The sequence below is a fragment of the Delftia sp. K82 genome (assembly GCF_002193035.1).
In the GTDB taxonomy this organism is placed as follows: domain Bacteria; phylum Pseudomonadota; class Gammaproteobacteria; order Burkholderiales; family Burkholderiaceae_C; genus Comamonas; species Comamonas acidovorans.
In genome coordinates this window covers 984,629-1,010,507 of the sequence record NZ_MYFL01000001.1, presented here as the reverse complement: position 1 = coordinate 1,010,507, position 25,879 = coordinate 984,629, and the positions used below count along the sequence as shown (strand labels likewise).

Sequence of the window (25,879 nt, the reverse complement as noted above, 5' to 3'; positions counted from 1 at the left end):
CCGGCCCGCCGGCCGTGACGCAGCTCAGACCTGGGGCCCGTAGCGCTCCATCAAGGCGCGCTGCGCACCCAGGCCCGTGGTCGGATAGGGTGCACGCTGGTAGGCACCATTGGCCTCCAGGGTCCAGGCATCGCGGTTGTCATACAGGCCAGCGACCAGGCATTCGTCTATCACCTGCTGGCGCAGCACGGGGTCGCGCACGGGCCAGGCCAGTTCCACCCGGCGCATCATGTTGCGGTTCATCCAGTCGGCGCTGGACAGCAGCAGTTCCTGCTGCTTGCCCCAGGCAAAGTAGAAGACGCGCGAGTGCTCCAGGAAACGGCCGATGATGGAGCGCACGCGGATGTTGTCGGTCCAGCCCTTGCGCTGCGGCGGCAGCATGCAGGCACTGCGCACGATGAGATCGATGCGCGCGCCCTGCTGGCCGGCACGCACCAGGGCCTGCATGAGCAGCTCGTCGGTCAGCGCATTCATCTTGAGCACGATGCGCGCTTCTTCGCCGCGCTGCGCCGCCTCGCCCACCTGGTTGATCAGCGCCAGCATGCGGTCGTGCAGCTGGAACGGCGCAATCACCAGCTGGTGCAGCTTGGGCAGGCGGTTGTGGCTGGACAGGTGGCTGAACACGGCATCCATGTCGGCCGTGATCTGCGCATCGCAGGTCAGCTGGCTGATGTCCGTGTACAGGCGCGCCGTGCGCACGTTGTAATTGCCGGTGGACAGGTGTCCATAGCGCTTGAGCTGCCCGCTGCGCTTTTCGCGGCGCGTGATCAGCAGCATCTTGGCGTGCGTCTTCAGGCCCAGCACGCCGTAGACCACCTGGGCGCCCAGGGCCTCCAGCTTCTCGGCGGAGTTGATGTTGGCCTCTTCGTCAAAGCGGGCCTTGAGCTCCAGCACGGCCAGCACCTCCTTGCCGCGGCGCACGGCCTCGGCCAGCAACTGCATGATTTCGGAGTCGGACCCGGTTCGGTAGATGGTCTGCTTGATGGCCAGCACCTCGGGGTCGTTGACGGCCTCGCGCAGCAGCTCCAGCACGCCGTCGAAGCTCTCGAAAGGCTGGTGGATCAGCACATCACGCTTGCGGATCTGGGCCATCACCGAGCGGCCCGGCTGCAGCTGGCGCGGCCATGCCGGCCGCCACGGCGGGAACAGCAGCGCGGGGTCATCGACCAGATCCACCAGCTGCGACTGGCGCACCAGGTTCACGGGCCCCTTGACGCGGAACAGTGCCTCGGTCGGCAGGCCGAACTGGCCCAGCAGCAGGTCTGACAACATGGGCGAGCAGGCAAAGGACACCTCCAGCCGCACGGCCTGGCCGTAGTGGCGGTGGTGCAGACCCTGGCGCAGCGCCATGCGCAGGTCGCTGACATCGTCCTCATCCACCGCCAGGTCCGAATGGCGGGTGACACGGAATTGCGCGAACTCCGCCACCTCACGCCCCGGGAACAGCTCGACCAGATGGGCGCGCACGATGCTGGAGATGCTCACGAACAGGCGCTGCTTGCCCGCGATCTTCTCCGGCAGGCGCACCAGGCGAGGCAAGGCACGCGGGACCTTGACGATGGCCACCTCGTTGGCGCGGCCAAAGGCATCGACACCCTTGAGGCGCACGATGAAGTTCAGCGCCTTGTTGGCCACCTGGGGAAATGGATGGGATGGGTCCAGGCCCACCGGCATGAGCAGGGGCTGGACTTCGCGCAGAAAGTATTCGCGCACCCATTTGCGCTGGGCGCTGCTGCGCTCGCCATGGGAGACCACGCGTATGCCCTGCCCCGCAAAGGCAGGAATCAGCGATTGGTTGTACAGCGTGTACTGGCGCAATACCAGCTCATGCGCCTTGTCCATCAGCGAGCGAAAGCTCTGCAGCGTATACAGGCCCTTGGCGTCGCCGGCCTTGGCCGCCGTCACATGGGGGGCGCAGCGCACCTCGAACCATTCGTCGAGATTGGAAGAGACGATGCACAGGTAGCGCAGCCGCTCCAGCAGCGGCACATCCTCGCGCACAGCCCAGTCCAGCACGCGTTCGTTGAACGCCAGGATGCAATGGTCGCGGTCCAGAAACTGTTGTTGCTGCTGCTGTTGCTGTTGCACTTCACCGCTTTCGGCTGTGGCGTACAGGCCAGTGTATGCCGCGGCGACCAGCCCCGCAGCAGAGACCGGGGCAGACGCTGGCATCGCCTGGCCCTGCAATTCCAGCAGGGCGGTGGAAAGGCTTTTGGCCAGGGGCATCATCGGGACATTCAAGGGTGCAGAGACGGGTATGGGCGCTGTCTCGCGGGCCATGCCCAGCGAGGCCGGCCCTGCGGGCATGGTGCGCAGCCCCTGTTCATGTTCTGGTTCGGCAGGCGCGGAGGCGCTGGCGGGAATCGGCGTGAATGTCTGGGGCATGGATGCAGGGGCCCGGCCTGTGCAGGACCCGGTAGTCACCCCGTGGACCGGGGATTCGGGCAGTCTGCCCCGGGTTTGTGACATGTTCATGACATAAATCCCGCCCACGCATGACACCTGTCATACAAGCGACTTCCGGCAATGAAGGGCTGCGCTGTCGCTGTCATGCAAAGGTCATGACCAGGTCACGCAGCCACGAGGGCCACGCTGTATCGCCAGGGTGCTAAGCTCACTGCCATCCCCCTGGATGGCGTTGGCTGCTGCAAACCTGCCGCAGCCGTGTCGTCGTCCGCCTTTCGCGCATGCCCTCTTCCAATCCCCCCGAAAGCCGCCTGGCCGCCATCGACATTGGCTCCAACAGCTGCCTGCTGGCCATGGCCCGCAGCGACGGCGCAAAGGTACAGCTGTTCAGCCACCGCAAGGAAGCCATACGCCTGGGCAGCGCCCTGGACGAACAGGGAGCCCTGAGCCTGGAGGCCATGCAGCGTGGCTGGGCCTGCCTGGAGCGCTATGCGCAGGTGCTGGGCGACCTGCCCCGCCACCGCGTTCGTGCCGTGGCCACGCAGACGCTGAGAGAGGCATCGAACCGCCAGGTCTTCCTGGACGAGGGCCAGCGCATCCTGGGCTGCGCCATCGAAGTCATCGACGGCGAGGAAGAAGCACGCCTGATCTATCGCGGCGTCGCCCAGTTGCTGCCGCCCGGTCCCCAGCGGCGGCTGGTGGTGGACATCGGTGGCCGATCGACCGAGCTGTGCCTTGGCCAGCAGCGGCAGGTGCTGCAGGCACGCTCCTTCGCCTTCGGCAGCGTGACCTGGGCATTGCGCCACTTTCCCGATGGAGAGCTGTCGGCCCAGGCACTGTCCCAGGCCGAAGCGGCGGTGGCCGACATCATTGCGCCCGAAGCCGCGCGGTTTGCCGCCGGGCAGTGGAGCCATGCCTATGGGTCCTCGGGCACGGCCGGTGCCATCGTCAAGGTGCTGGCCCATGCACCCGATGGCACGGCCGGCTGGATCACGCGGCAGGGACTGGACTGGCTGCAGGCGCAGTTGCTGCGTGCAGGGCATGTCAGCCGCGTGAACATGGACGGGCTCAAGGAAGAACTGCGCCCCATGATCGGCGGCGGCATGAGCGTGATGCGGGCGATCTTCTCCAGCCTGGGCATCGAGCGCATGCGCGTGACGCATGGCGCCCTGCGGCATGGCGTGCTGTATGAGCTGGCCGACCGGCTGGATGCCGAAGCCTCCGGAAAACACAGGCGCAGGCAAGTTGCACCCGGCCCGTGACGGCCCATGATGGCCCAGGCCCTGCTTGCGTCAGGGAAGGCCGATAGAGTGTTTTTCGCACAAGTGCTACACTTTGTAAGCTTCCCACCCTCCCTCCATTACCGCCCCACCGCTTCGCCATGTCCGCGCCGACGATTGCGTACGACCCTGTACTCGAACGTCCGTCTTCGATGATGGCGGCGTCCCTGCAACGCAGCCTGCGCGAGCAGCAGGCCCTGCTCGACAATGCCGGCGTCGGCATCGTCTTCATTCGCCAACGCGTCATCGTCCGCTGCAACCAGTGCTACGCAGACATCTTCGGCTACGCGGGCGAGCATGCGCTGGTGGGCATCAACAGCGAACATCTGCATCCCAGCCGTGATGAGCTGCGCAGCCTGGGACGCGAGGCCTACCGCACGCTGAGCGCCGGCCTGTCCTTTCGCACGCAGCGCCGCCTGCGCCGCAAGGACGGCAGCCTGTTCTGGGGAGAGCTCACGGGGCGGCTCATCAATCCGGGCGATGCGCGCGAGGGATCGATCTGGATCGTGAGCGATATCGACGACCGCCTGCGCGCCCAGCAGGCCCTGAGCCAGGCCCACGAGCTGCTGGAGCAACAGGTGCGCGACCGCACACGCGAACTCAGCGCCACGGTGGAGAACCTGCACCGGGAGATTGCCGACCGCAAGCTGGACCAGGAACGCATCTACTGGATGGCGCACTACGACGCGCTCACCGGCCTGCCCAACCGCACGCTGCTGGCCGAGCGCAGTGCCCGCGCCATCGAGCTGGCCAAGGCCAACGACACGCCGCTGGCCGTGATGTTCCTGGACCTGGACCACTTCAAGCATGTCAATGATTCACTGGGCCATCGCGTGGGCGATGCCCTGCTGGTGGAGATTGCCCGCCGCCTGCGTGCCGTCGTGCGCGACCGCGATACGGTGGCCCGCATCGGCGGCGACGAATTCGTGCTGCTGCTGCCCGGCGCCAATGCCCAGGGCGCGGCCCGCGTGGCCGGCAAGCTGCAGGAGGCGTCGCGCCAGGCCTACCAGATCGACCGCCATGAGCTGACCATTGCGCCGTCCATGGGCATTGCGCTGTACCCGCGCGACGGCCACGACATCGACTCGCTGACCCAGGCCGCCGACGCGGCCATGTACCACGCCAAGCAGGCCGGTCGCAACACCTACCGCTTCTTCACGCCGCAGATGCAGGCCCAGTCCCTGCGCGCCCTGCAACTGGAGAACGCGCTGCGCCGGGCGCTGGAGCGCAATCAGCTGTATCTGCACTATCAGCCGCAGATCACGCTGAGCACGGGCCGCGTGCGCAGCGTGGAGGCGCTGCTGCGCTGGGAGCACCCGGAACTGGGCTCGGTCTCACCGGCCGAGTTCATTCCCGTGGCCGAGGACAGCGGCCAGATCCTGCAGATCGGCGAATGGGTGCTGCGCAGCGCCATGCAGCAGTTGCAGGTCTGGCGCAATGCAGGCCTGTGCGACCTGAAGGTGGCCGTGAATCTTTCGGCCATCCAGTTCCATCAGCAGCAACTGCCCGAGATCATCAACCGCATCCTGCTCGACAGCGACCTGCCGGCCGATTCTCTGGAGCTGGAGCTGACCGAGGGCGTGGCCATCCATGATCCGCGCCAGGCGACGGCCACCATGGACCGGCTGCGCGAGCACGGCGTGCGCCTGGCCATGGATGACTTCGGCACCGGCTATTCATCCCTGAGCCAGCTCAAGCGCTTTCAGATCTACAAGCTCAAGATCGACCAGTCCTTCATCCAGGACCTGGACCACGACAGCAACGACCGCGCCATTGTCAGCGCCATCATCCGCATGGCCCAGGCCCTGGGCATGCAGACCACGGCCGAGGGCGTGGAGACCGAGGCACAGCTGGAGTTCCTGCGCGAGCAGGGCTGCGATGAGGCCCAGGGCTACCATTTCAGCCGCCCGCTGGCACCAGAGGCGCTGGAGTCCTTCTTGCGCAGCCAGGGCTGACCGGGCCGCATCACCGCGCGCATCGCATCACCTCGCGCACCGGAATCCAGACGAAAAAAAGCCGAGGAATGAAGCCTCGGCCTTCCATGCACAGGAGCGCGCAACCGCTCAGGCAACCGGCGAATTCTTGGCCACGCTGGCCAGGCGCTCGGCACAGCGGCTGGCCTGATCGCCATCGCGCGCCTCCACCATCACGCGCAGCAAAGGCTCGGTGCCGCTGGCGCGGATGAGCACACGCCCGGTATCGCCCAGCTCGGCCTTGACGGCCTCGGTGGCCTCTTCCAATTGGGTGTTGCGCTTCCAGTCCTGGCCCGGCTGCAGCCGCACGTTGAGCAGCACTTGGGGAAACAGCTGCACGGACGACAACCACTGCGACAGGCTCTTGCCCGAGCGCACGCAGGCCTGCAGCACCTGCAGCGCGCTGACCAGACCGTCGCCCGTGGTGTGCTTGTCCAGCGCCAGCAAATGGCCCGAGCCCTCACCGCCCAGGGTCCAGCCCTGGCGGTGCAGCTCCTCCAGCACATAGCGGTCGCCCACCTTGGCACGCACAAAGCCCACGCCCTGGGACTTCAGCGCCACCTCCACGGCCATATTGGTCATCAGCGTGCCCACGGCGCCCGGCACGGCCTCGCCGCGCGCCAGCCGGTCGGCCGCCATCAGATACAGCAGCTCGTCGCCGTTGTAGAGCCGCCCTGCCGCATCGACCAGCAGCAGCCGGTCGGCATCGCCATCCAGCGCCACGCCGAAATCGGCCTTGTTGGCGCGCACGGCCAGCACCAGAGCCTCGGGGTGCGTGGCACCCACGTCTTCGTTGATGTTCAGTCCATCGGGCGCACAGCCTATGGCCACCACATCGGCCCCCAGTTCATGGAAGACCTTGGGTGCGATCTGATAGGCCGCGCCATGGGCCGCATCGACAACGATCTTCACGCCCTTGAGCGTGAGCGCATGGTCAAAGGTGCTCTTGCAGAACTCGATGTAGCGCCCTGCCGCGTCTTCAAGGCGCCGGGCCTTTCCCAGAGCGGCAGAGTCGGCCCACACGGGATCTTCGGTCAAGGCCTGCTCGACCTCTTCCTCCCAGGCATCGGGCAGCTTGGTGCCCTGGGCGCTGAAGAACTTGATGCCGTTGTCGTAGTAAGGGTTGTGGCTGGCGCTGATGACCACGCCCAGGCTGGCGCGCTGGGCGCGCGTCAGGTAGGCCACGCCCGGGGTGGGCAGGGGACCGAGCAGCATCACGTCCACGCCGGCCGAGTTGAAGCCGGACTCCAGGGCACTTTCCAGCATGTAGCCCGAGATCCGGGTGTCCTTGCCGATCAGCACCATCGGGCGGGCTTCCTTGCGCCGCAGCACACGGCCCACGGCGTGCGCCAGGCGCAGCGCGAAATCGGGGGTGATGGGCGAGCGGCCCACCAGGCCGCGAATTCCATCGGTACCAAAATATGTGCGTGCCATAGTGCTCCTTTGTTGTTCAGTTGTTGTCGTGCATGGTCTGCCAGACCGTCAATGCCGCCACCGTATCGGCCACGTCGTGCACGCGCACCACGCGCGCACCCCGCTCCACTGCCAGCAGCGCCGCCGCCACACTGGGCACCATGCGCTGGCCCTGTGCAAGGCCACTGACCTGCCCGAGCGAGCCCTTGCGCGACCAGCCCGCCAGCAGCGGAAAGTCTAGGCCCAGCAATTCCTGCTGGCGCGCAAGCAGCGAAAAATTCTGTGCCACGCTTTTGCCGAAGCCGATGCCGTAGTCCCAGACAATGCGCTCGCGCGCCACGCCCCGGGCCAGCAGGGCATCGCTGTGCAACTGCAGGAAATCGAGCACGGCGGGCACGGCATCGCCTTGCATGGGCGTGGTCTGCATGTCCTGCGGCGTGCCATGCATGTGCATGAGACAGATGCCGCAGCGCGGGTGCGCGGCCACCACCTGCTGCGCGCCCGGCTGGCGCAGCGCCCAGATGTCGTTGACGATGTCGGCCCCCAGATCCAGCACGGCCTGCATGACCTCGGGCTTGTAGGTATCGACGGAGACAGGCACGCCCAGTTCCACCGCGCCCTGCACCACGGGCAGCACGCGCCGCAATTCCTCGTCCAGCGGAACAGCCGGTGAGCCGGGCCTGGTGGACTCGCCACCGATATCGAGGATGTGCGCGCCCTCACTGACCAGCTGCTCTGCATGTCGCAAGGCCTGCTCCACCGTGTTGTGCCGCCCGCCGTCGGAAAACGAGTCGGGCGTCACATTGACGATGCCCATGACCAGTGGACGCTGAAGGTCTAGAACAAAGCGCGAAGTCTGCCATTGATGCGGCATGGGATTTCCTGAAGGTAGGCGCTTGCCGGACCGGGCCCCTCGCTCGGCCACCGCTGCGGGCGATTGAGCACATCCTGCAAGCAAAGCAAAAGGGCCCCTCAGGGCCCTTTGCATGGGATTGGCAGATTCTGCGGCAAGCAGATCAGGCCGTGGTGGGCGCAGGGTCGGCATCCACTGCCGGCGTGCCGCCGGACGAGTTGCCACCGTCGGAAGACGGCGGGTTGCGCGGCACCCAGTCCTTGGGAGGACGCGGATCGCGGCCGGCCATGATGTCATCGAGTTGCTCGGCGTCGATGGTTTCCCAGTCGAGCATGGCCTTGGCCATGGCATGCATCTTGTCGGAGTTGTCCTCGATCAGCTTGCGCGCCAGTCCGTACTGCTCGTCGATGATGCGGCGAACCTCCTGGTCCACCTTCTGCATCGTCTGCTCGCTCATGCTGTTGGTCTTGCTCATCGAGCGGCCCAGGAAAGGCTCGCCTTCCTGCTCCGCATAGACCATGGGACCCAGCGCGTCGGTCATGCCGTAGCGCGTGACCATGTCGCGTGCGATCTGCGTGGCCCGCTCGAAGTCGTTGCTCGCGCCCGTGGTCATCTGGTTCATGAACACTTCTTCGGCAATGCGTCCACCGAACAGCATGGCGATCTGGTTGAGCATGAACTCCTTGTCGTAGGAGTAGCGGTCCTTCTCGGGCAGGCTCATGGTCACGCCCAGCGCACGGCCGCGCGGGATGATGGTGACCTTGTGCACGGGATCGCACTTGGGCAGCAGCTTGCCGATCAGCGCGTGGCCCGCCTCGTGGTAGGCCGTGTTGCGGCGCTCTTCCTCGGGCATGACCATGCTCTTGCGCTCGGGGCCCATGATGATCTTGTCCTTGGCCTTCTCGAAATCCTGCATCTCGACGGTACGCGCATTGCGGCGCGCGGCCATCAGGGCTGCTTCGTTGCAGAGGTTGGCCAGATCGGCGCCCGACATGCCGGGCGTGCCGCGGGCGATCACGCCCGGATTCACGTCCTGGCCGACAGGGATCTTGCGCATGTGCACATTGAGGATCTGCTCGCGGCCGCGGATATCGGGCAGCGTCACATACACCTGGCGGTCGAAACGGCCGGGACGCAGCAGGGCGGCATCCAGGATGTCGGGACGGTTGGTCGCAGCCACGACGATCACGCCGAGGTTGGTCTCGAAGCCGTCCATCTCGACCAGCATCTGGTTCAGGGTCTGTTCACGCTCATCGTTGCCACCGCCCAGGCCTGCGCCGCGCTGGCGGCCCACGGCGTCGATTTCATCGATGAAGATGATGCAGGGTGCATTCTTCTTGGCGTTCTCGAACATGTCGCGCACACGGGCAGCGCCCACGCCGACGAACATTTCCACGAAGTCGGAGCCCGAGATGCTGAAGAACGGAACCTTGGCCTCGCCCGCAATGGACTTGGCCAGCAGCGTCTTGCCGGTACCCGGAGGCCCGACCAGCAGCAGGCCACGCGGAATGCGGCCGCCGAGCTTCTGGAACTTGTTGGGGTCCTTCAGGAAGTCCACGACTTCCTTGACCTCTTCCTTGGCTTCGTCGCAGCCTGCAACGTCGGCAAAGGTCACGGTGTTGTTGTTCTCGTCCAGCATGCGCGCCTTGCTCTTGCCGAAGCTGAAAGCACCGCCCTTGCCGCCGCCCTGCATCTGGCGCATGAAGTACACCCACACGCCGATCAACAGCAGCATGGGACCCCAGCTGACGAGCAGGGTCATGAGGACCGAGCCTTCTTCGCGGGGCTTGACGTCGAACTTGACGTTGTTGTTGATCAGGTCACCCACGAGCCCGCGATCCAGGTAGGTGGCTGTGGTGCGCACCTTGCGGTCATCGTTGGTCGTGGCCACGATCTCGGTGCCGCCGGGGCTTTCCTGGATGGTGGCGCTCTTGATGCGGTTGCTTCGCACCTCTTCCAGGAACTCGGAGTAACCGACATGGGACGCGCCGGCGCCGCCACGGGTGTCAAATTGTTTGAACACCGTAAACAGCACCATGGCGATGACCAGCCAGACGGCAATTTTTGAAAACCACTGATTGTTCAAGCGGGGCTCCAATGGGGATACAGATAAAACGACTTCCAGCGTGCTCGAAGCGTATTTGCGGTCCATTTTAGGTGTTTCAAGCTGGCTGGTCGCCTATATCCCTCTATAGCAGCCATAGCTTGAATGCGGTCTTGACCCGCGTCAGGGCCGCGCCGGGCGGCTGTGCAGGGCTACTTGAGCCCCATGCCCACCAGAAACGTCTCCGAAGACTTGTCGCGCGAGGACTTGGGCTTGATCGGCTTGACCACCTTGAAGGTCTGCCGGAACAGCGCCACCAGGTCGTCGTAGGCCCCGCCGTGGAAGAGCTTCACAACCAAGGCCCCTTCAGGTTTCATATGGTGGATGGAGAAATCAACCGCCAGCTCCACCAGCAGCGCAATGCGCGCCGCATCCGTCGTACCGTTGCCCGACAGGTTGGGAGCCATGTCGGAGACCACCACATCGGCCTTGCCTCCGCCCAGAGCCTCCTGAAGCTGCGCCAGCACCGGCTCCTCGCGAAAATCGCCCAGAATGAACTGCACGCCCTCGATGGGCTCCATGGGCAGCAGATCCAGCGAGATGATCCGGCCATTGAGCGCGCCCACCGCCGCGCCTTCTGGCGACAGGCAGCGGCGCACATACTGGCTCCACGCCCCTGGCGTAGAGCCCAGATCCACCACCGTGGCACCCGGCCGGATGAGCTTGAGCTGCTCGTCGATCTCCTTGAGTTTGTAGGCCGCGCGAGCGCGGTAGCCGTCCTTCTGGGCGGCTTTGACGTAAGGATCGTTGACGTGGCTGTTGAGCCAAGCCTTGTTGACCTTCTTGCTTTTTGTGTTGACTTTCATGCTGGATTCTTTCAGCCTCGATAATACGGCCATGCCCCAAATTCAATTGACTCCCGCCGAGCGCCGGGAACACCGCGCCAACGCACACCACCTGGACCCCGTGGTCCTCATCGGAGGTGACGGCCTGACGGCTGCCGTGCAAAAGGAGGTCAACGCCGGCCTTAACGCACATGGCCTGATCAAGGTCCGTGTCTTCAACGACGACCGCGCCGCACGCGAGCAGATGTATCTGCAGCTGTGCGACGAACTTGGCGCCGCACCCATTCAACACATCGGCAAGCTGCTGGTGCTCTGGCGCCCCATGCCGGAAAAGGAAAAAGCCATCGACGAGAACCGCATGCCCGGTCCTCGCGATGTCAAGCTGCTCAAGTTCAGCAAGCGCTCCGGCCAAAAGCCCGAGGTCAAGCAGATCCGCGTGCTGGGCAACCAGCGCCTGACGGCAGGTGGCCAGGTCAAGCGCGCCAAGCCCAAGCAGAAGTCGGTCAAGAAGCGCCAGGCAGACTGAGTCCGCCGCATCCATGACCGTAGCATCCCATGCCGCCAGCGTGGCCCAGGCCGCGCAACCGCCCTCCGCCTCCCCCTCTGCGCAGCAGCGCTTCGTGATCTGCATGAAGTGGGGCAAGAAGTACGGTCCGGAGTATGTCAACAGGCTCTACGCCATGGTGCGTCGGCATCTGAAGGGCGATTTTCGCCTTGTCTGCCTGACCGATGACGGCGTGGGGATTCGTGACGAAGTCGAATGCCTGCCCATTCCGCCGCTGAACCTGCCCGCCGGCATTCCCGAGCGCGGCTGGAACAAGCTGGCCACCTTCAGTGCCGACCTGCATGGCCTGCGCGGCACGGCGCTGTTTCTTGACGTGGACGTGGTCATCACCGGGCCGCTGGACGATTTTTTCACCGAGCCCGGCGAATTCCTGATCATCCACGACTACAAGCGTCCCTGGCGCATCACGGGCAATTCCTCGGTGTACCGCTTCGAGCTGGGTGCCCACCCCGAGGTACTGGACTACTTCCGCACGCATTTCGAAGAGATCCGCAGCAGCTTCCGCAACGAACAGGCCTACCTGTCCGACATGCTGCACAAGCAGGGCAAGCTCAAGTACTGGCCACAGGCCTGGTGCCCCAGCTTCAAGTACCACTGCATTCCCGCATGGCCGACGAACTACTGGAAGCCACCCTTCGTGCCGGATGGTGCACGCGTGGTGATCTTCCACGGAGAATGCAATCCGCCCGACGCGTTGGCCGGCCGGCGCAATCGGCGCTTTCGCTATATCCGGCCTGCTACCTGGGTGGCCGAGCACTGGCACGAGTGAGCAGCTCGGCCCACAAAAAAACGCCCGCGCTTGCGGGCGTTTTCGTTTGGCATGGCACCGAACCGGCAGGACCGGGATCAGGCCGTGGCCTCGGCTTTCGCTTGAGACGGAGGACTGCCTATGCGCCACAGCACGACGAGCGCGCATAGCCACTGCAGCGCATACATCACCGTGCCCACGCTGTGCCACAGCTTGAGGTTGTCGCGTGCAACGATGCGCGGCGACACGCCGTACTGGACGACAAACGCCAGCAGCATGCCTGCGATCACAAAGCCCAGACAGGCCTTGGCCCAGGGCTGCAGGACCGGCTCCTTGTTGCGCCGGGACAGGACCAGCAGCAGGGCCGCGCAGGCGATGGACACCCAGGTCTGCGCGGCAAACAGCTTGGCTGCCATGAAGCCCGCGACAGCCGGCGTGGGCAATTGGGCGAACAGCATGGGCACGGCCATGAAGCCGATGGCCGACAGGCTGCCCCACCACAGGGCAGCAGCCAGCAGGGGAATGCGTTCGTACAGGTTGCTCATGGGCTTAGGCCTTCCTCAATGATCGAGGCACAGGCGCTGACGCATCAGAGGTAGCGCACCGACACCACTTCATAGCGGCGCTCGCCGCCCGGTGCCTGCACGACGGCGGTATCGCCCTCTTCCTTGCCGATCAGCGCGCGCGCGATGGGGCTGGAGACGTTGATCAGGCCCAGCTTGAGGTCGGCCTCGTCCTCGCCGACGATCTGGTACTTGACCGTGTCGCCGCTGTCTTCATCCTCGAGCTCCACCGTTGCACCGAAGACCACGCGGCCACCGGCATCCACGGAAGAGGGATCGATGATCTGGGCAGCCGACAGCTTGCTCTCGACCTCGGCAATGCGGCCTTCGATGAAGCCTTGACGGTCCTTGGCAGCTTCGTATTCGGCGTTTTCGCTCAGGTCGCCCTGGGCACGTGCCTCGGCGATGGCCTGGATGATGGAGGGACGCTCCACGGTTTTCAGGCGGTGCAGTTCGTCCTTGAGCTTCTCGGCTCCGCGCTTGGTGATGGGAATGGTGGCCATTGAAAAGTCTCCATGTTCAGCGAACGCCGCGCGCTGCGCGGTTTCTTTGGTACAGGCGGGCCGGCGACTTTGCGGCTGGACCTGCACCCCAAAAGCAAACCGCCGCACGTTGCCGCGCGGCGGTTTCATCGAATGATTCGTTCCATTATGCCGTGTTTACCCACCCGAAATGGTGGGATAACCCGGCGGCACTGTCGGACAGTGCCGCTCGCTGCGCGCCATCAAAAAAACAGGCGCAGCGGCAATGGAAGGATCTCAGGCAGCCTGCAGTTGGGCGTGCAATTCCTGGACCGAGTGCACGTCCATGTTGCCCATGGACTTCATGCCTTCGACGGCAGCTTCTGCACCGAAGATGGTCGTGAAGGTGGTCACTCGCGCCAGCAGGGCGCTGGTACGGATGGCACGCGAGTCGGCGATGGCATTGCGGCGCTCCTCCACCGTGTTGATGACCATGGCGATCTCGCCGTTCTTGATCATGTCCACGATGTGGGGGCGGCCTTCGGTCACCTTGTTGACGAGCTGCACCTCGATGCCGGCCTCGGAGATGGCCGCTGCCGTACCGCGCGTGGCGCACAGCACGAAGCCCATCGCAGCCAGTTCCTTGGCCACGGCCACGGCACGCGGCTTGTCGGCGTTCTTCACGGTCAGGAAGACCTTGCCCTGGGTCGGCAGCGTGACGCCGGCGCCCAGCTGGCTCTTGACGAAGGCTTCGCCAAAGGTCTTGCCCACGCCCATGACTTCGCCGGTGGACTTCATCTCGGGGCCGAGGATGGTGTCCACGCCAGGGAACTTCACGAACGGGAAGACAGCTTCCTTGACGCTGAAGTACGGCGGCGTGACTTCCTTGGTGATGCCCTGCTGGGCCAGCGTGTCGCCGGCCATGCAGCGCGCAGCCACCTTGGCCAGCTGGATGCCGGTGGCCTTGGAGACGAAGGGCACGGTGCGCGAGGCGCGCGGGTTGACTTCCAGCACGTAGATCACGTCGCCTTCGGCCGTTTCCTTGATGGCGAACTGCACGTTCATCAGGCCGACCACGCTCAGCGCGTTGGCCATGGCGGCAGTCTGGCGCTTGATCTCGGCCACGGTCTCGGGCTTGAGGTAGTAAGGCGGAAGCGAGCAGGCGGAATCGCCCGAATGCACGCCAGCCTGCTCGATGTGCTCCATCACGCCGCCGATGAAGACGGCGCCTTCGCGGTCGCGCACGCAGTCCACATCGCACTCGATGGCGTTGGACAGGAAGTGGTCCAGCAGCACGGGCGAGTCGTTGCTGACCTTGACGGCTTCGCGCATGTAGCGCTCCAGGTCGCGCTGCTCGTGCACGATTTCCATGGCACGGCCACCCAGCACATAGCTGGGACGCACGACCAGGGGGTAGCCCAGGCCGGCCGCCTTTTCCAGCGCTTCGGGCTCGGTACGGGCCGTGGCATTGGGCGGCTGGCGCAGGCCCAGCTCATGCAGCAGCTTCTGGAAGCGCTCGCGGTCTTCGGCCGCGTCGATCATGTCGGGCGTGGTGCCGATGATGGGCACGCCTTCCTTTTCAAGACCCAGCGCAAGCTTCAGGGGCGTCTGGCCGCCGTACTGCACGATGACGCCAACAGGCTTCTCGACAGCCACGACTTCGAGCACGTCTTCCAGCGTCAGCGGCTCGAAGTACAGGCGGTCCGACGTGTCGTAGTCGGTGGACACGGTCTCGGGGTTGCAGTTGACCATGATGGTTTCATAGCCGTCCTCGCGCATGGCGAGCGCAGCATGCACGCAGCAGTAGTCGAACTCGATGCCCTGGCCGATGCGGTTCGGGCCACCGCCCAGCACCATGATCTTTTTCTTGTTCGTCGGCTCGGCTTCGCACTCCTCGTCATAGGTGGAGTACATGTAGGCCGTGTCGGTGGCGAACTCGGCAGCGCAGGTGTCCACGCGCTTGAATACGGGGCGCACGCCCAGTGCCTTGCGTGCCTCGCGCACGGCCTTTTCATTGCTGTGCAGCAGCTTGGCCAGGCGGCGGTCGGAGAAGCCCTTTTGCTTGAGCGTGCGCAGCGTGGTGGCATCCAGTGCGGCCAGCGCGGCATCACCCTTTTCTTCGTAGACCTGGTCCAGTTCGAGTTCGATCTTCACGATCTCTTCGATCTGCACGAGGAACCACTTGTCGATCTTGGTGATGTTGTGCACCTCGTCCAGCGTCCAGCCGGCAGCGAAGGCATCGCCCACATACCAGATGCGGTCCGGACCTGGCTCGCCGAGTTCCTTTTCGAGGATTTCGCGGTCCTGGGTCTTTTCGTTCATGCCGTCCACGCCGACTTCCAGGCCGCGCAGCGCCTTCTGGAAGGACTCCTGGAAGGTACGGCCAATGGCCATGACCTCGCCCACGGACTTCATCTGCGTGGTCAGGCGGTTGTCGGCAGCGGGGAACTTCTCGAACGCGAAACGCGGGATCTTGGTGACCACGTAGTCGATCGAGGGCTCGAACGAGGCGGGCGTCTTGCCGCCCGTGATGTCGTTCTTGAGTTCGTCCAGCGTGTAGCCCACGGCCAGCTTGGCAGCGACCTTGGCGATGGGGAAGCCCGTGGCCTTGGAGGCCAGCGCCGAGGAACGCGACACGCGCGGGTTCATCTCGATGACGATCATGCGGCCGTCCTTCGGATTCACCGAGAACTGCACGTTGGAGCCGCCCGTGTCCACACCGATCTCGCGCAGCACCGCCAGCGAGGCGTTGCGCATGATCTGGTATTCCTTGTCGGTCAGCGTCTGCGCGGGTGCCGCGGTGATCGAGTCGCCGGTGTGCACGCCCATGGGGTCCAGGTTCTCGATGGAGCAGATGATGATGCAGTTGTCCGCCTTGTCGCGGACGACTTCCATCTCGTACTCCTTCCAGCCGAGCAGCGATTCCTCGATCAGCAGCTCATTGGTCGGCGACGCTTCCAGCCCGCGCTTGCAGATGGTCTCGAACTCTTCGGGGTTGTAGGCAATGCCGCCGCCCGTGCCGCCCAGCGTGAAGCTGGGGCGGATGACGGTGGGAAAGCCCATTTCCTTTTGCACGGCCCAGGCTTCGTCCATCGAATGGGCGATGCCCGAGCGTGCCGAACCCAGGCCGATGCGCGTCATCGCATCCTTGAACTTGAGGCGGTCCTCGGCCTTGTCGATGGCCTCGGGCGTGGCGCCGATCAGCTCGACCTTGTACTTGTGCAGCACTCCGTTGCGCCACAGGTCCAGCGCGCAGTTCAGCGCGGTCTGGCCGCCCATGGTCGGCAGGATGGCGTCGGGACGCTCCTTGGCGATGATCTTCTCGACCGTCTGCCAGGTGATGGGCTCGATGTAGGTGACGTCGGCAGTGGCCGGGTCGGTCATGATCGTGGCAGGGTTGCTGTTGATCAGGATGACCTTGTAGCCCTCTTCGCGCAACGCCTTGCAGGCCTGCACGCCGGAGTAGTCAAACTCGCAGGCCTGGCCGATGACGATGGGACCGGCGCCAATGATCAGAATGCTTTTGAGGTCGGTGCGCTTAGGCATTTTTGTGTTTCTCCATCAGCGCCGTGAAGCGGTCAAACAGGTAGGCGATATCGTGCGGGCCGGGCGAAGCCTCGGGGTGGCCCTGGAAGCAGAACGCAGGCTTGTCCTTGTGCTCAAGGCCTTGCAGCGTGCCGTCGAACAGGCTGATGTGCGTGGCGCGCAGCGTGTCGGGCAGGGACTCCATCTCCACGGCAAAACCGTGGTTCTGGCTGGTGATGCTGACCCGGCCGTTGTCCAGGTCCTTGACGGGATGGTTGGCGCCGTGGTGGCTGTTGGCCATCTTGAAGGTCTTGGCGCCGGCGGCCAGGGCCATGATCTGGTGACCCAGGCAGATGCCGAAGACGGGCTTGCCGGACTCCACCAGCTCCTTGGTGGCGGCAATGGCGTAGTCGCAGGGCTCCGGATCGCCAGGGCCGTTGGACAGGAAAACGCCGTCGGGGTTGAGTGCCAGCACATCCTTGGCGGGCGTCTTGGCCGGCACCACGGTCAGCTTGCAGCCGCGCTCTGCCAGCATGCGCAGGATGTTGAACTTCACGCCGAAGTCATAGGCCACCACATGGAAACGCGGGGCCTGCTGCTGGCCGTAGCCTTCGCCCAGCTTCCACTCGGTTTCCGTCCATTCATACTGCTGGGCTGCGCTCACCACCTGGGCCAGATCCAGGCCCTTCATGCTGGGGGCCGCCTTGGCCGCAGCCAGTGCCTCGTCGATGCGCGCCTGGGTCACTTCTTCGCCAGCGGCCAAACCGACGATGGCGCCGTTTTGTGCGCCCTTGTCGCGCAGCAGCCGTGTGAGCTTGCGCGTGTCGATGTTGGCAATCGCCACCGTGCCGCTGCGCGTGAGGTAGTCGGGCAGGGTCTCGGACTTGCGGAAGTTGCTGGCCAGCAGCGGAAGGTTCTTGATGATCAGGCCCGCCGCATGGACCTTGCCAGCCTCGACATCCTCTGCGTTGACGCCGTAGTTGCCGATGTGCGGATACGTGAGCGTCACGATCTGCTGGCAGTAGCTGGGGTCGGTGAGGATTTCCTGGTAGCCGGTGATTGCCGTGTTGAAAACGACTTCACCAACCGTGGTGCCTTGCGCACCGATCGAGTTGCCAACAAAGACCGTGCCGTCTGCGAGCGCCAGGATGGCGGATGGGAATGCTCCCTTGAGAGACAAAAGCACTGGGTTCTCCGGTTCTAATTACGGTTACGCCCAGCGTGCCGCACGGACGGATCCGGGCGGGTTATAGCTTGTCTGCAGGGGGTGGCGAGGAAGCGTCGCTAGGCGTAGTGTGGAATGCTTGAAAGCCGCCCATTATAGGCTGGTCGTGCTTCAGCCTCCTGACAGGAGGCGGGATTACCCTTGACGTGAGCCGGCACTCACGCTGCTTGCGTGCAGGCATATCGCCGCTGCAGCAGCCACGTTCAGCGACTCCTCACCACCCGGCTGGCCGATGCGCACATGCTGCGCTGCCCGCTGCATCAGCGCCTCGCCAACGCCCTGCCCTTCATGGCCCATGGCCCAGGCACAAGGCCAGGGCAGCGCGGCATTGTGGATCAGTTCGCCCTGGTGGGAACTGGTCACGATCAGAGGCAAGCCAAGCACATCCAGGTCTTCGGGCGAGGCCGACTCGACCAGTTGCAGACCGAAATGCGCCCCCATGCCGGCGCGCAGCACCTTCTGGCTCCACAGCGCAGCCGTGCCCTTCAGGGCCACGACCTGGCTGAAACCGAAGGCAGCGGCACTGCGCAGGATGGAGCCCACATTGCCTGCGTCCTGCACGCGGTCCAACACCACCGTGGCCACGCCTGCACGGATGACCGCCGATGCCTGCCAGTCCATCAGAAAACCGATGCGCGCCGGGGACTCCAGGCCGCTGACTTCGGCAAACAGGGCATCTGCCAGCACCACGCACTTGCCCGCACCCTGCACCCATTCCAGCGGCACCAGCGGCCAGAAGGATTCGGCCACCACGGCCACGGAGGGCTGCATGCCACGCGCCAGCGCGGCACGGCACAGATGGTCCCCCTCCAGCCAGACGCGCCCTTGCTTGCGGTAGGCCCCACTGTCCTGGACAAGCCTGCGCAAATCCTTGACCAGGACGTTGTCACGGGACTGGATCAATGTGGCGGCGGGTTGTCGGCTCATGGTGAGGCTTTCGGGCAAAGGGAACAGCGCGCCACGGGCGCAGAAAGAAACGGCAAAGGCAATCAGGCCGACAGCAGCAAGGCTTGCGCGCCCTGCGCCGCAGCTGCCACGCGGGCAGCGGCCAGGGGCTCGGCCATGCGAGCAATGCTCACGACATGAGCCACCGGCGCGAAGGTTCGCCGGTGCTCCTCGCAGGCACCGTGCAGGCGCAGCGCCGCAAGGTGGGCCGCCGTTCCGTAGCCCTTGTGGCCGTCGAAGCCGTATTCCGGATATTGCTCATGCAGCCGTTCGCACCAGCGGTCGCGCGTGACCTTGGCCAAAATGGAGGCGGCCGAGATGGCCTGCACCAGGGAGTCCCCCTTGACGATGGCCTCGGCCTGCACGTCCAGCACGGGCAGCTGGTTGCCATCCACCAGCACGAGCACCGGCTTCAGGCGCAGGCCCAGCACCGCGCGGCGCATGGCCAGCAGCGTGGCCTGCAGGATGTTCAGGCGATCAATCTCTTCGACCGAGGCCTCGGCAATGCTGCAGCACAGCGCCTTGGCTCGGATCTCGTCATAGAGTGCCTCGCGGCGCGCAGCCGTGAGCTTCTTGGAATCGTTCAGGCCCTCGATGGGATTGAGATCGTCAAGAATGACAGCAGCGGCCACGACAGGGCCGGCCAACGGGCCGCGGCCCGCTTCGTCCACGCCCGCAACCAACCCCGGCGGATGCCAGGGCAGGCACGCCTGTTCAGGCGGCAGTGGGGGCAATGATTTTCTCGATCGCATGGGCGGCCAGTTCGGCAGTATCGCGCCGCAATTCATGGTGCAGCGCTGTGAAGCGCTGTACCAGCGCCTCGACGGTTGAAGGGGAATGTTCGCACGCCTGCAGCCATTGCAGCACAGCCGCGCTCAGCGCCTGGGGCGTTGCCGCATCCTGGATCAGCTCGGGCACGACGAAATCGCCGCACAGGATGTTGGGCAGGCCCACCCAGGGCTGCAGCTGCTTGCCACGCATCAGGCGCCAGCTCCAGGGGTGCATGTTGTAGCCGATCACCATGGGACGCTTGTACAACGCGGCTTCCAGCGTAGCCGTGCCGCTGGCGATCAACGTCACGTCGCAGGCTGCCAATGCATCATGGGACTGGCCGCGCACGATGTGCAGCGACGAGGCCATGCCGGACTCCTGGGCAATGCGCCGCAACTCGTCCAGTTGCGAAGGCACGGCAGGCACTACTATTTTAATAGCTGGCAGCGCCTTCCGGACCAAAGCTGCAGCCTGAAAGAAACGGGCTGCAAGATAGCGGATTTCGGAGCGTCGGCTGCCGGGCAGCACGGCCAGCACCAGACCATCTTCCGGCAGACCCAGCCGACGGCGCGCGGCGGCACGGTCGGGCTGCAGCGGAATCACGCTGGCCAGGGGATGGCCCACGTAGGTGGCGTCTATGCCGTGACGGGCCAGCAACTCGGGCTCGAAGGGAAAGATGCACAGCACATGGTCGGCCGCACGCCGGATTTTCTCGACGCGATCGGCACGCCAGGCCCAGATCGAAGGGCAGACGAAATGCACGGTCTTGATGCCCGCAGCCCGCAGATCGGTCTCCAGGCCCAGATTGAAGTCGGGCGCATCGATGCCGACAAAAACGGCTGGCGGCTGCTTGAGCAGGCGCTGGCGCAACTGCCGGCGGATGTTCAGAATCTCGGCCAGCCGGCGAAACACTTCCCAGCTGTAGCCATGCACGGCCAGCCGCTCGCAGGACCACCATGCCTCAAAGCCGCGCTGCTGCATTTGGGGCCCGCCGATGCCAAAGGCCGAAGCCTCGGGCCAGCGGGCCTGCAGCCCACCCAGGAGCAAGGACGCCAGCAGGTCGCCTGAGGTTTCCCCGGCGACCATGGCAATCGATGGACTCAGGCGCGCCAATGGCGCCGCGTTCTCTGTCATGCCGTCCTTTCGCGCGCCGGATCAGCGCGCAATGCCCCGGGTCGAAGCGGCCAGAAAATCCAGCATCAGCGATACATCGGCAGCGGCCTCTGGCTGCTCGCCAGCCAGCGCTCCAATGGCATCGCGCGCGGCCTCCAGGGTCAGCCCCTGGCGATACAGCAGACGGTGCATCTGCTTGATGGCCTGGATACGCTGCGGCCCGAATCCGCGCCGGCGCAGGCCTTCGATATTGAAGCCACGCACGGCCAGGGGATTGCCATCCACCATCATGAAAGGCGGCACATCCTGCGAGATATGGCTGGCAAAGCCCGCCATGGCATGGGCGCCCACCTTGGTGAACTGGTGCACGCCCGTCAGGCCGCCCAGGATCACATGGTCGCCCACATGCACGTGGCCGGCCAGGGTGGCGTTGTTGGCCAGGATGGTGTGGCTGCCCACGACGCAGTCGTGGGCCACATGCACATAGGCCATGATCCAGTTGTCGTCGCCGATGGTCGTGACACCCTGGTCCTGCACGGTGCCCGCATTGAAGGTGCAGAACTCGCGCACCGTGTTGCGGTCACCGATGACAAGCCGCGTGGGCTCGCCTGCATACTTCTTGTCCTGGGGCTGCGCGCCCAGGGACGCGAACTGGAAAATCCGGTTGTCGCAACCAATGCGGGTATGGCCTTCGACAACGCAATGCGCGCCAATCGTGGTGCCGGCGCCGATTTCCACATGCGGCCCGATGACGGCATAGGGGCCGACCGACACCGATGAATCCAGCTGTGCAGCGGAATCTATCAGTGCCGTGGGATGGATGCGTTCAATGCCAGCCATGCGCCCGTCAGCCCACATTGCGCATGGTGCACATCAGCTCGGCTTCGCAGGCCACTTCGTCCTCGACGCGGGCCACGCCCTTGAACTTCCAGATGCCGCCGCGAACGCGATCGATGGTGATCTCCAGCACCAGCTGGTCGCCCGGCTCCACGGGGCGCTTGAAGCGCGCACCGTCGATGCCCACGAAGTAGTAGATGTTGTTTTCGTCGGGAACCTGGCCCATGGCATCGAAGGCCAGCAGGCCGGCAGCCTGCGCCAGCGCCTCCAGGATGAGCACGCCCGGCATGACGGGACGGCCTGGGAAATGGCCCATGAAATAGGGCTCGTTGAACGTGACGTTCTTGATCGCCTTGATGCGTGTATTGCGCTCAAGCTCCGTGACCTTGTCCACCAGCAGGAAGGGGTAGCGGTGGGGCAGTTGCTTGAGAATTGCGTGAATATCCATCATTGCGTTCCGTTATGGCCTTGATCCGCCGATTGCTGCAGTTGCCGCTCCAGGGCCTTGATGCGATCGCGCATGGAGTGCAGCTGCTTCAGCGTCGCAGCATTTTTTTCCCATTTGGCGTTTTCATCCACGGGAAACATGCCCGTGTAAACACCTGATTGTGTCAGCGAACGGGTCACTACCGTCGCTGCCGAAATATGCACCCTGTCGGCCAGCTGCAGATGGCCCAGCACGATGGCGCCGCCTCCCACGGTGCAATGCGCGCCAATGCGCGCGCTGCCGGCCACCCCCACGCAACCGGCCATGGCCGTATGCTTGCCGACGTGCACGTTGTGACCGATCTGGATCAGGTTGTCGAGCTTGACCCCGTCCTCGATCACCGTGTCGTCCAGCGCTCCGCGGTCTATGCAGGTATTGGCGCCGATTTCCACATCGTCGCCGATCCGCACGCCACCGAGCTGCTCGATCTTCACCCATGCTCCGTTCTCGGGCGCAAACCCGAAGCCGTCCGCTCCCAGCACCACGCCGGAATGCAGAAGACAGCGCGCCCCCACATGGCAGTTCTCGCCAATGGTGACGCGCGACTTGAGCACGGTGTGGGCACCGATGGTGGCACCCTCTTCAACCACGCAGAGCGGGCCGATCGTGGCAGAGGCATCAACGATGGCACTCTCGTGCACCACCGCGCTTGGATGGATACCGGCCGGCGCCACAGACCTGCAGTTCCGCTTCCACCACTGCGTGGCCCTGGCGAAGTAGGCATACGGGTCAAGGACCACGATGCAGGCACCCCGCTGCTGCGCCAGCTCACGCATGGCGGGCGCCACAATAACGCAGGCCGCCTCGGAGGCGGCCAGTTGCTGGCGGTAGCGGGGGTTGCTCAGAAAACTGAGATCCCCGGCCCCGGCGGAATCCAGCGGCGCGATGCGGGAGATGGGCATCTCCCTTTCGCCACCGACCAGTTCGCCACCGAGTGCATCGAGGATCTGACCCAACAATACGCTCACGGCATGCAGCCCTGGACGCTGGCTTACTTGCCGCCGCCGTTCAGCGCCTTGATCACTTTGTCAGTGATGTCGTACTTGGGGTTGATGTAGACGGCTTCCTGGAGGATGACGTCGTACTTCTCGGATTCGGCCACTTGCTTGACCACCTTGTTGGCGCGCTCCAGCACCTGGGCCAGTTCCTCGTTCTTGCGGGAGTTCAGGTCTTCCTGGAACTCACGGCGCTTGCGCTGGAACTCGCGGTCCTGGTCCACCAGCTGACGCTGACGGGAGACGCGCTGGCTTTCGGCCATGGTGGGCGCTTCACGCTCGAACTTCTCCGAAGCGCTCTTGAGCGTATTGCCCTGGTCGACCAGTTCCTTCTCACGCTTGGAGAATTCCTGCTCCAGCTTGGACTGCGCAGCCTTGGCCGTCGACGCTTCACGGAAGATGCGGTCCGTGTTCACAAAGCCGGCCTTGAACTCTTGAGCGTGCGCAGAAACAGCCATGGCGCCAAGCAGCACAGCCAGGGAAAAATGGCTAGATAGAGATTTCATTAGAAAGAGGTTCCGATTTGGAATTGCAGTCGCTGGATTTTATCCCCGGTCTGCTTGCGGATGGGTTGAGCAAAGGCGAGACGCAGGGGGCCCAGCGGGGAAATCCAGCTGATGCCCAGGCCCGTGGAAGCCCGCAGCTCCCCGAGATCGAAGTTCTCGTTGGCCCCGTAGACATTGCCCACATCGAGGAATGTAAAAAGACGCAAAGTCCTGTCATTGCCGGCACCGGGGAAGGGAATCATGAACTCTGCGTTCAAGGTCACCTTCTTGGAGCCGCCAAGCGCCAGGTTTTCCTTGGTGTCGCGCGGACCCAGCGAGCCCTGCTCGAAGCCACGCACCGAACCCAGGCCACCCGAGAAGAAGTTCTTGAACAGCGGGAACGGACGGCCATTGAGGCCCTTGCCGTAGCCCAGTTCACCGTTCAGTGCCAGCGTGTACTTCTTGCTCAGCGGGATGTACTGCTGGATCTGGTAGTTGGCGCGCACATAGCGGGCCTCGCCACCCACCGACCACTCGGTGTTCAGGCGCTGGTAGAGACCCGAGTTGGGCGCCAGCGCGCTGTCACGGCTGTCGCGTGACCAGCCCAGGGTCAGCGGTATGCCCGTGTTGGAGTAGCCGTACTTGTCGGCATAGTCCTTGTACGCCTGGGGCAGGTAGGTGCCGGGCTTGATTTCCGAGCGCTCCACGCCACCGCCGAAATAAACGGTGTCAATCTCGCTGAACGGCACGCCAAAGCGAACGCTGCCGCCCGAGGTGACGATCTTGTAGGCCGCATCGTCGTAGTAGGGACGGTCGGTGCGGTAGTACAGATCGTAGGTGCGCGAAATGCCGGTGTCCGTGAAGTACGGGTCCGTGGTGGACAACACCATGGTGCGGCGGTACTTGCTGGTATTCACGTCCACGCCCAGGTAGTTGCCCGAGCCGAACACGTTTTCCTGCTTGATGCCGAACGAGAGCGAAACCTTTTCGGCACTGGAGAAGCCCGCACCCAGTTGCAGCGAACCCGTGGGCTTTTCAGCCACCGAGATGACCAGATCCACCTGGTCGGGCGAGCCCGCCACTTCCTGAGTTTCGACGTTGACCTCGGTGAAGAAGCCCAGACGGTCCACACGGTCGCGCGACAGGCGGATCTTGTCGCCGTCGTACCAGGAGGCCTCGTACTGGCGAAATTCGCGGCGGATCACTTCGTCGCGCGTACGGTTGTTGCCACTGAGATTGATGCGTCGCACATAGGCGCGGCGAGAAGGCTCGGCGTGCAGCACCAGGGCCACCCGGTTGGTCGCACGGTCGATGTCCGGCACGGCCTCGACGCGTGCAAAGGCAAAGCCGAAGTTGCCGAAGTGCTCGGTGAAGGCCTTGGTCGTCGCCGTGACCTGGTCGGCGTTGTAGGGCTCGCCGGGCTTGATCTTGACCAGGGACTTGAATTCGTCGTCGCGGTCGAGGTAGTTGCCTTCCAGCTTGACGCCGGAGACCACGAAACGCTCGCCTTCATGGATGTTCAGGGTCAGCGAGATGGTCTGCTTGTCGGGCGAGATGGCCACCTGGGTGGAGTCCACGCGGAACTCCAGGTAGCCACGCTGCAGGTAGTACGAGCGCAGCGTTTCCAGGTCGGCGTTGAGCTTGTTGCGCGCATAGCGGTCCGACTTGGTGTACCAGCTCATCCAGTTGCCGGTGTCCTGATCGAACAGATCCTTGAGCGTGGATTCGCTGAAGGCCTTGTTGCCGACGATGTGGATCTCGTTGATGCGGGCCGGATCGCCCTCGGTCACCGTGAAGGTCAGGTTGACGCGGTTGCGCTCGATGGGCGTGACCGTGGTGACGACTTCCGCGCCATAAAGGCTACGGTTGATGTACTGGCGCTTGAGCTCCTGCTCGGCACGGTCGGCCAGGGCCTTGTCGAAGGGACGACCTTCTGCCAGGCCCACATCGCGCATGGCCTTTTGCAGGGTTTCCTTGTCGAACTCCTTGGTGCCGGCGAAGTTCACCTCGGCGATGGTCGGGCGTTCTTCGACGACGACAACGAGCACGTTGCCATTGGCTTCGAGGCGGATGTCCTTGAATAATCCCAGCGCGAACAGCGAGCGAATCGCAGCTGCGCCCTTGTCATCGTCATACTGGTCGCCCACGCGCAGCGGGATGGATGCGAAGACCGTGCCCGGCTCCACGCGCTGCAGGCCTTCGATGCGGATGTCCTGTACCCGGAAGGGCTCCAGCGCCCAGGCTGCATTGGCAGCCAAAACCATGGCAGCCAGGGTCGATGCAGCGCGCACGCCCAGGCGATTGATACGTTTAGTCATGAATGGATTTGCCGCCGCTGCGGCTTG

21 protein-coding genes are annotated in these 25,879 nt (G+C 64.5%); 4 read left to right on the top strand and 17 right to left on the bottom strand.

Features of this window, described 5'->3' with window-relative positions:
* Positions 1–24: 24 nt before the first annotated feature.
* A complete protein-coding gene (gene ppk1, locus KDK82_RS04390; protein WP_088164110.1) occupies positions 25–2,475 on the bottom strand; it encodes a polyphosphate kinase 1 in 2,451 nt (816 codons plus the stop codon).
* A 212-nt stretch (positions 2,476–2,687) separates the two neighbouring features.
* Here ppk1 and KDK82_RS04385 point away from each other — a divergent pair, with 212 nt between their 5' ends.
* Positions 2,688–3,668 carry a Ppx/GppA family phosphatase gene (locus KDK82_RS04385; RefSeq protein ID WP_088164109.1) on the top strand — a complete coding sequence of 327 codons (981 nt, stop codon included), beginning with the start codon at positions 2,688–2,690 and terminating at the stop codon, positions 3,666–3,668.
* 119 nt (positions 3,669–3,787) lie between these two features.
* Positions 3,788–5,641 carry an EAL domain-containing protein gene (locus KDK82_RS04380; protein WP_034396146.1) on the top strand — a complete coding sequence of 618 codons (1,854 nt, stop codon included), beginning with the start codon at positions 3,788–3,790 and terminating at the stop codon, positions 5,639–5,641.
* Positions 5,642–5,749: 108 nt separating this feature from the next.
* On the opposite strand, the gene glmM is transcribed toward KDK82_RS04380, so the two are convergent.
* The 4 genes from glmM to KDK82_RS04360 form a co-directional block, all read right to left on the bottom strand.
* Entirely contained in the window at positions 5,750–7,093 is a 1,344-nt protein-coding gene (glmM, locus tag KDK82_RS04375; RefSeq protein ID WP_034396150.1) for a phosphoglucosamine mutase, read from the bottom strand.
* 16 nt (positions 7,094–7,109) lie between these two features.
* Complete coding sequence (gene folP / locus KDK82_RS04370; RefSeq protein ID WP_088164108.1) at positions 7,110–7,946, bottom strand: dihydropteroate synthase; 837 nt, start codon at positions 7,944–7,946, stop codon at positions 7,110–7,112.
* Between the two features lie 142 nt (positions 7,947–8,088).
* Positions 8,089–10,011, bottom strand: a complete 1,923-nt coding sequence (ftsH, locus tag KDK82_RS04365) for an ATP-dependent zinc metalloprotease FtsH (RefSeq protein WP_088164107.1) — start codon at positions 10,009–10,011, stop codon at positions 8,089–8,091.
* A 170-nt stretch (positions 10,012–10,181) separates the two neighbouring features.
* Complete coding sequence (locus KDK82_RS04360) at positions 10,182–10,835, bottom strand: RlmE family RNA methyltransferase (RefSeq protein ID WP_012206725.1); 654 nt, start codon at positions 10,833–10,835, stop codon at positions 10,182–10,184.
* Positions 10,836–10,866: 31 nt separating this feature from the next.
* On the opposite strand from KDK82_RS04360, the gene KDK82_RS04355 reads away from it, so the two are divergent.
* Together KDK82_RS04355 and KDK82_RS04350 are read left to right on the top strand one after the other, a co-directional pair.
* Complete coding sequence (locus KDK82_RS04355; RefSeq protein ID WP_012206726.1) at positions 10,867–11,340, top strand: YhbY family RNA-binding protein; 474 nt, start codon at positions 10,867–10,869, stop codon at positions 11,338–11,340.
* A gap of 13 nt (positions 11,341–11,353) precedes the next feature.
* Complete coding sequence (locus KDK82_RS04350) at positions 11,354–12,148, top strand: hypothetical protein (RefSeq protein ID WP_013801461.1); 795 nt, start codon at positions 11,354–11,356, stop codon at positions 12,146–12,148.
* 77 nt (positions 12,149–12,225) lie between these two features.
* On the opposite strand, the gene KDK82_RS04345 is transcribed toward KDK82_RS04350, so the two are convergent.
* The 12 genes from KDK82_RS04345 to bamA form a co-directional block, all read right to left on the bottom strand.
* Positions 12,226–12,672, bottom strand: a complete 447-nt coding sequence (locus KDK82_RS04345; protein ID WP_088164106.1) for a DUF4149 domain-containing protein — start codon at positions 12,670–12,672, stop codon at positions 12,226–12,228.
* A 44-nt stretch (positions 12,673–12,716) separates the two neighbouring features.
* Positions 12,717–13,193: a transcription elongation factor GreA gene (gene greA, locus KDK82_RS04340; RefSeq protein ID WP_012206729.1), complete on the bottom strand. Its 477-nt coding sequence runs from the start codon at positions 13,191–13,193 to the stop codon at positions 12,717–12,719.
* A gap of 255 nt (positions 13,194–13,448) precedes the next feature.
* Complete coding sequence (gene carB, locus KDK82_RS04335; protein WP_088164105.1) at positions 13,449–16,697, bottom strand: carbamoyl-phosphate synthase large subunit; 3,249 nt, start codon at positions 16,695–16,697, stop codon at positions 13,449–13,451.
* Positions 16,690–17,862, bottom strand: coding sequence for a glutamine-hydrolyzing carbamoyl-phosphate synthase small subunit (gene carA, locus KDK82_RS04330; protein WP_016447475.1), 1,173 nt, complete (start codon positions 17,860–17,862; stop codon positions 16,690–16,692). Before carA ends, carB begins: the two co-directional genes overlap by 8 nt.
* 174 nt (positions 17,863–18,036) lie before the next feature.
* Positions 18,037–18,828: an RNA methyltransferase gene (locus KDK82_RS04325; RefSeq protein WP_088165429.1), complete on the bottom strand. Its 792-nt coding sequence runs from the start codon at positions 18,826–18,828 to the stop codon at positions 18,037–18,039.
* A gap of 62 nt (positions 18,829–18,890) precedes the next feature.
* On the bottom strand, positions 18,891–19,598 hold the full coding sequence (gene rnhB / locus KDK82_RS04320; RefSeq protein ID WP_012206733.1) for a ribonuclease HII: 708 nt from the start codon (positions 19,596–19,598) through the stop codon (positions 18,891–18,893).
* Positions 19,561–20,751, bottom strand: coding sequence for a lipid-A-disaccharide synthase (lpxB, locus tag KDK82_RS04315; RefSeq protein ID WP_034396164.1), 1,191 nt, complete (start codon positions 20,749–20,751; stop codon positions 19,561–19,563). The genes rnhB and lpxB overlap by 38 nt, the downstream gene beginning before the upstream one ends.
* Positions 20,752–20,772: 21 nt before the next feature.
* Positions 20,773–21,570 (bottom strand): acyl-ACP--UDP-N-acetylglucosamine O-acyltransferase, encoded by a 798-nt coding sequence (gene lpxA / locus KDK82_RS04310; protein ID WP_063325295.1) that lies wholly within the window; start codon positions 21,568–21,570, stop codon positions 20,773–20,775.
* 7 nt (positions 21,571–21,577) lie between these two features.
* The gene (gene fabZ / locus KDK82_RS04305; protein ID WP_012206736.1) at positions 21,578–22,018 is read right to left on the bottom strand and encodes a 3-hydroxyacyl-ACP dehydratase FabZ; all 441 of its coding nucleotides are present in this window, start codon (positions 22,016–22,018) and stop codon (positions 21,578–21,580) included.
* Entirely contained in the window at positions 22,015–23,022 is a 1,008-nt protein-coding gene (gene lpxD, locus KDK82_RS04300; RefSeq protein WP_088164104.1) for a UDP-3-O-(3-hydroxymyristoyl)glucosamine N-acyltransferase, read from the bottom strand. The genes fabZ and lpxD overlap by 4 nt, the downstream gene beginning before the upstream one ends.
* 23 nt (positions 23,023–23,045) lie before the next feature.
* Positions 23,046–23,555 carry an OmpH family outer membrane protein gene (locus KDK82_RS04295; RefSeq protein ID WP_013801453.1) on the bottom strand — a complete coding sequence of 170 codons (510 nt, stop codon included), beginning with the start codon at positions 23,553–23,555 and terminating at the stop codon, positions 23,046–23,048.
* The gene (gene bamA / locus KDK82_RS04290; protein ID WP_013801452.1) at positions 23,555–25,852 is read right to left on the bottom strand and encodes an outer membrane protein assembly factor BamA; all 2,298 of its coding nucleotides are present in this window, start codon (positions 25,850–25,852) and stop codon (positions 23,555–23,557) included. Before bamA ends, KDK82_RS04295 begins: the two co-directional genes overlap by 1 nt.
* Between the last annotated feature and the right edge of the window lie 27 nt (positions 25,853–25,879).

Bases quoted from the DNA above. Each gene is read 5' to 3' on its own strand.
- ppk1 (WP_088164110.1), bottom strand. From the start codon at position 2,475: ATGAACATGTCACAAACCCGGGGCAGACTGCCCGAATCCCCGGTCCAC.
- KDK82_RS04385 (WP_088164109.1), top strand. From the start codon at position 2,688: ATGCCCTCTTCCAATCCCCCCGAAAGCCGCCTGGCCGCCATCGACATT.
- KDK82_RS04380 (WP_034396146.1), top strand. From the start codon at position 3,788: ATGTCCGCGCCGACGATTGCGTACGACCCTGTACTCGAACGTCCGTCT.
- glmM (WP_034396150.1), bottom strand. From the start codon at position 7,093: ATGGCACGCACATATTTTGGTACCGATGGAATTCGCGGCCTGGTGGGC.
- folP (WP_088164108.1), bottom strand. From the start codon at position 7,946: ATGCCGCATCAATGGCAGACTTCGCGCTTTGTTCTAGACCTTCAGCGT.
- KDK82_RS04360 (WP_012206725.1), bottom strand. From the start codon at position 10,835: ATGAAAGTCAACACAAAAAGCAAGAAGGTCAACAAGGCTTGGCTCAAC.
- KDK82_RS04355 (WP_012206726.1), top strand. From the start codon at position 10,867: ATGCCCCAAATTCAATTGACTCCCGCCGAGCGCCGGGAACACCGCGCC.
- KDK82_RS04350 (WP_013801461.1), top strand. From the start codon at position 11,354: ATGACCGTAGCATCCCATGCCGCCAGCGTGGCCCAGGCCGCGCAACCG.
- KDK82_RS04345 (WP_088164106.1), bottom strand. From the start codon at position 12,672: ATGAGCAACCTGTACGAACGCATTCCCCTGCTGGCTGCTGCCCTGTGG.
- greA (WP_012206729.1), bottom strand. From the start codon at position 13,193: ATGGCCACCATTCCCATCACCAAGCGCGGAGCCGAGAAGCTCAAGGAC.
- carB (WP_088164105.1), bottom strand. From the start codon at position 16,697: ATGCCTAAGCGCACCGACCTCAAAAGCATTCTGATCATTGGCGCCGGT.
- KDK82_RS04325 (WP_088165429.1), bottom strand. From the start codon at position 18,828: ATGAGCCGACAACCCGCCGCCACATTGATCCAGTCCCGTGACAACGTC.
- rnhB (WP_012206733.1), bottom strand. From the start codon at position 19,598: ATGCGATCGAGAAAATCATTGCCCCCACTGCCGCCTGAACAGGCGTGC.
- lpxB (WP_034396164.1), bottom strand. From the start codon at position 20,751: ATGACAGAGAACGCGGCGCCATTGGCGCGCCTGAGTCCATCGATTGCC.
- lpxA (WP_063325295.1), bottom strand. From the start codon at position 21,570: ATGGCTGGCATTGAACGCATCCATCCCACGGCACTGATAGATTCCGCT.
- fabZ (WP_012206736.1), bottom strand. From the start codon at position 22,018: ATGATGGATATTCACGCAATTCTCAAGCAACTGCCCCACCGCTACCCC.
- KDK82_RS04295 (WP_013801453.1), bottom strand. From the start codon at position 23,555: ATGAAATCTCTATCTAGCCATTTTTCCCTGGCTGTGCTGCTTGGCGCC.
- bamA (WP_013801452.1), bottom strand. From the start codon at position 25,852: ATGACTAAACGTATCAATCGCCTGGGCGTGCGCGCTGCATCGACCCTG.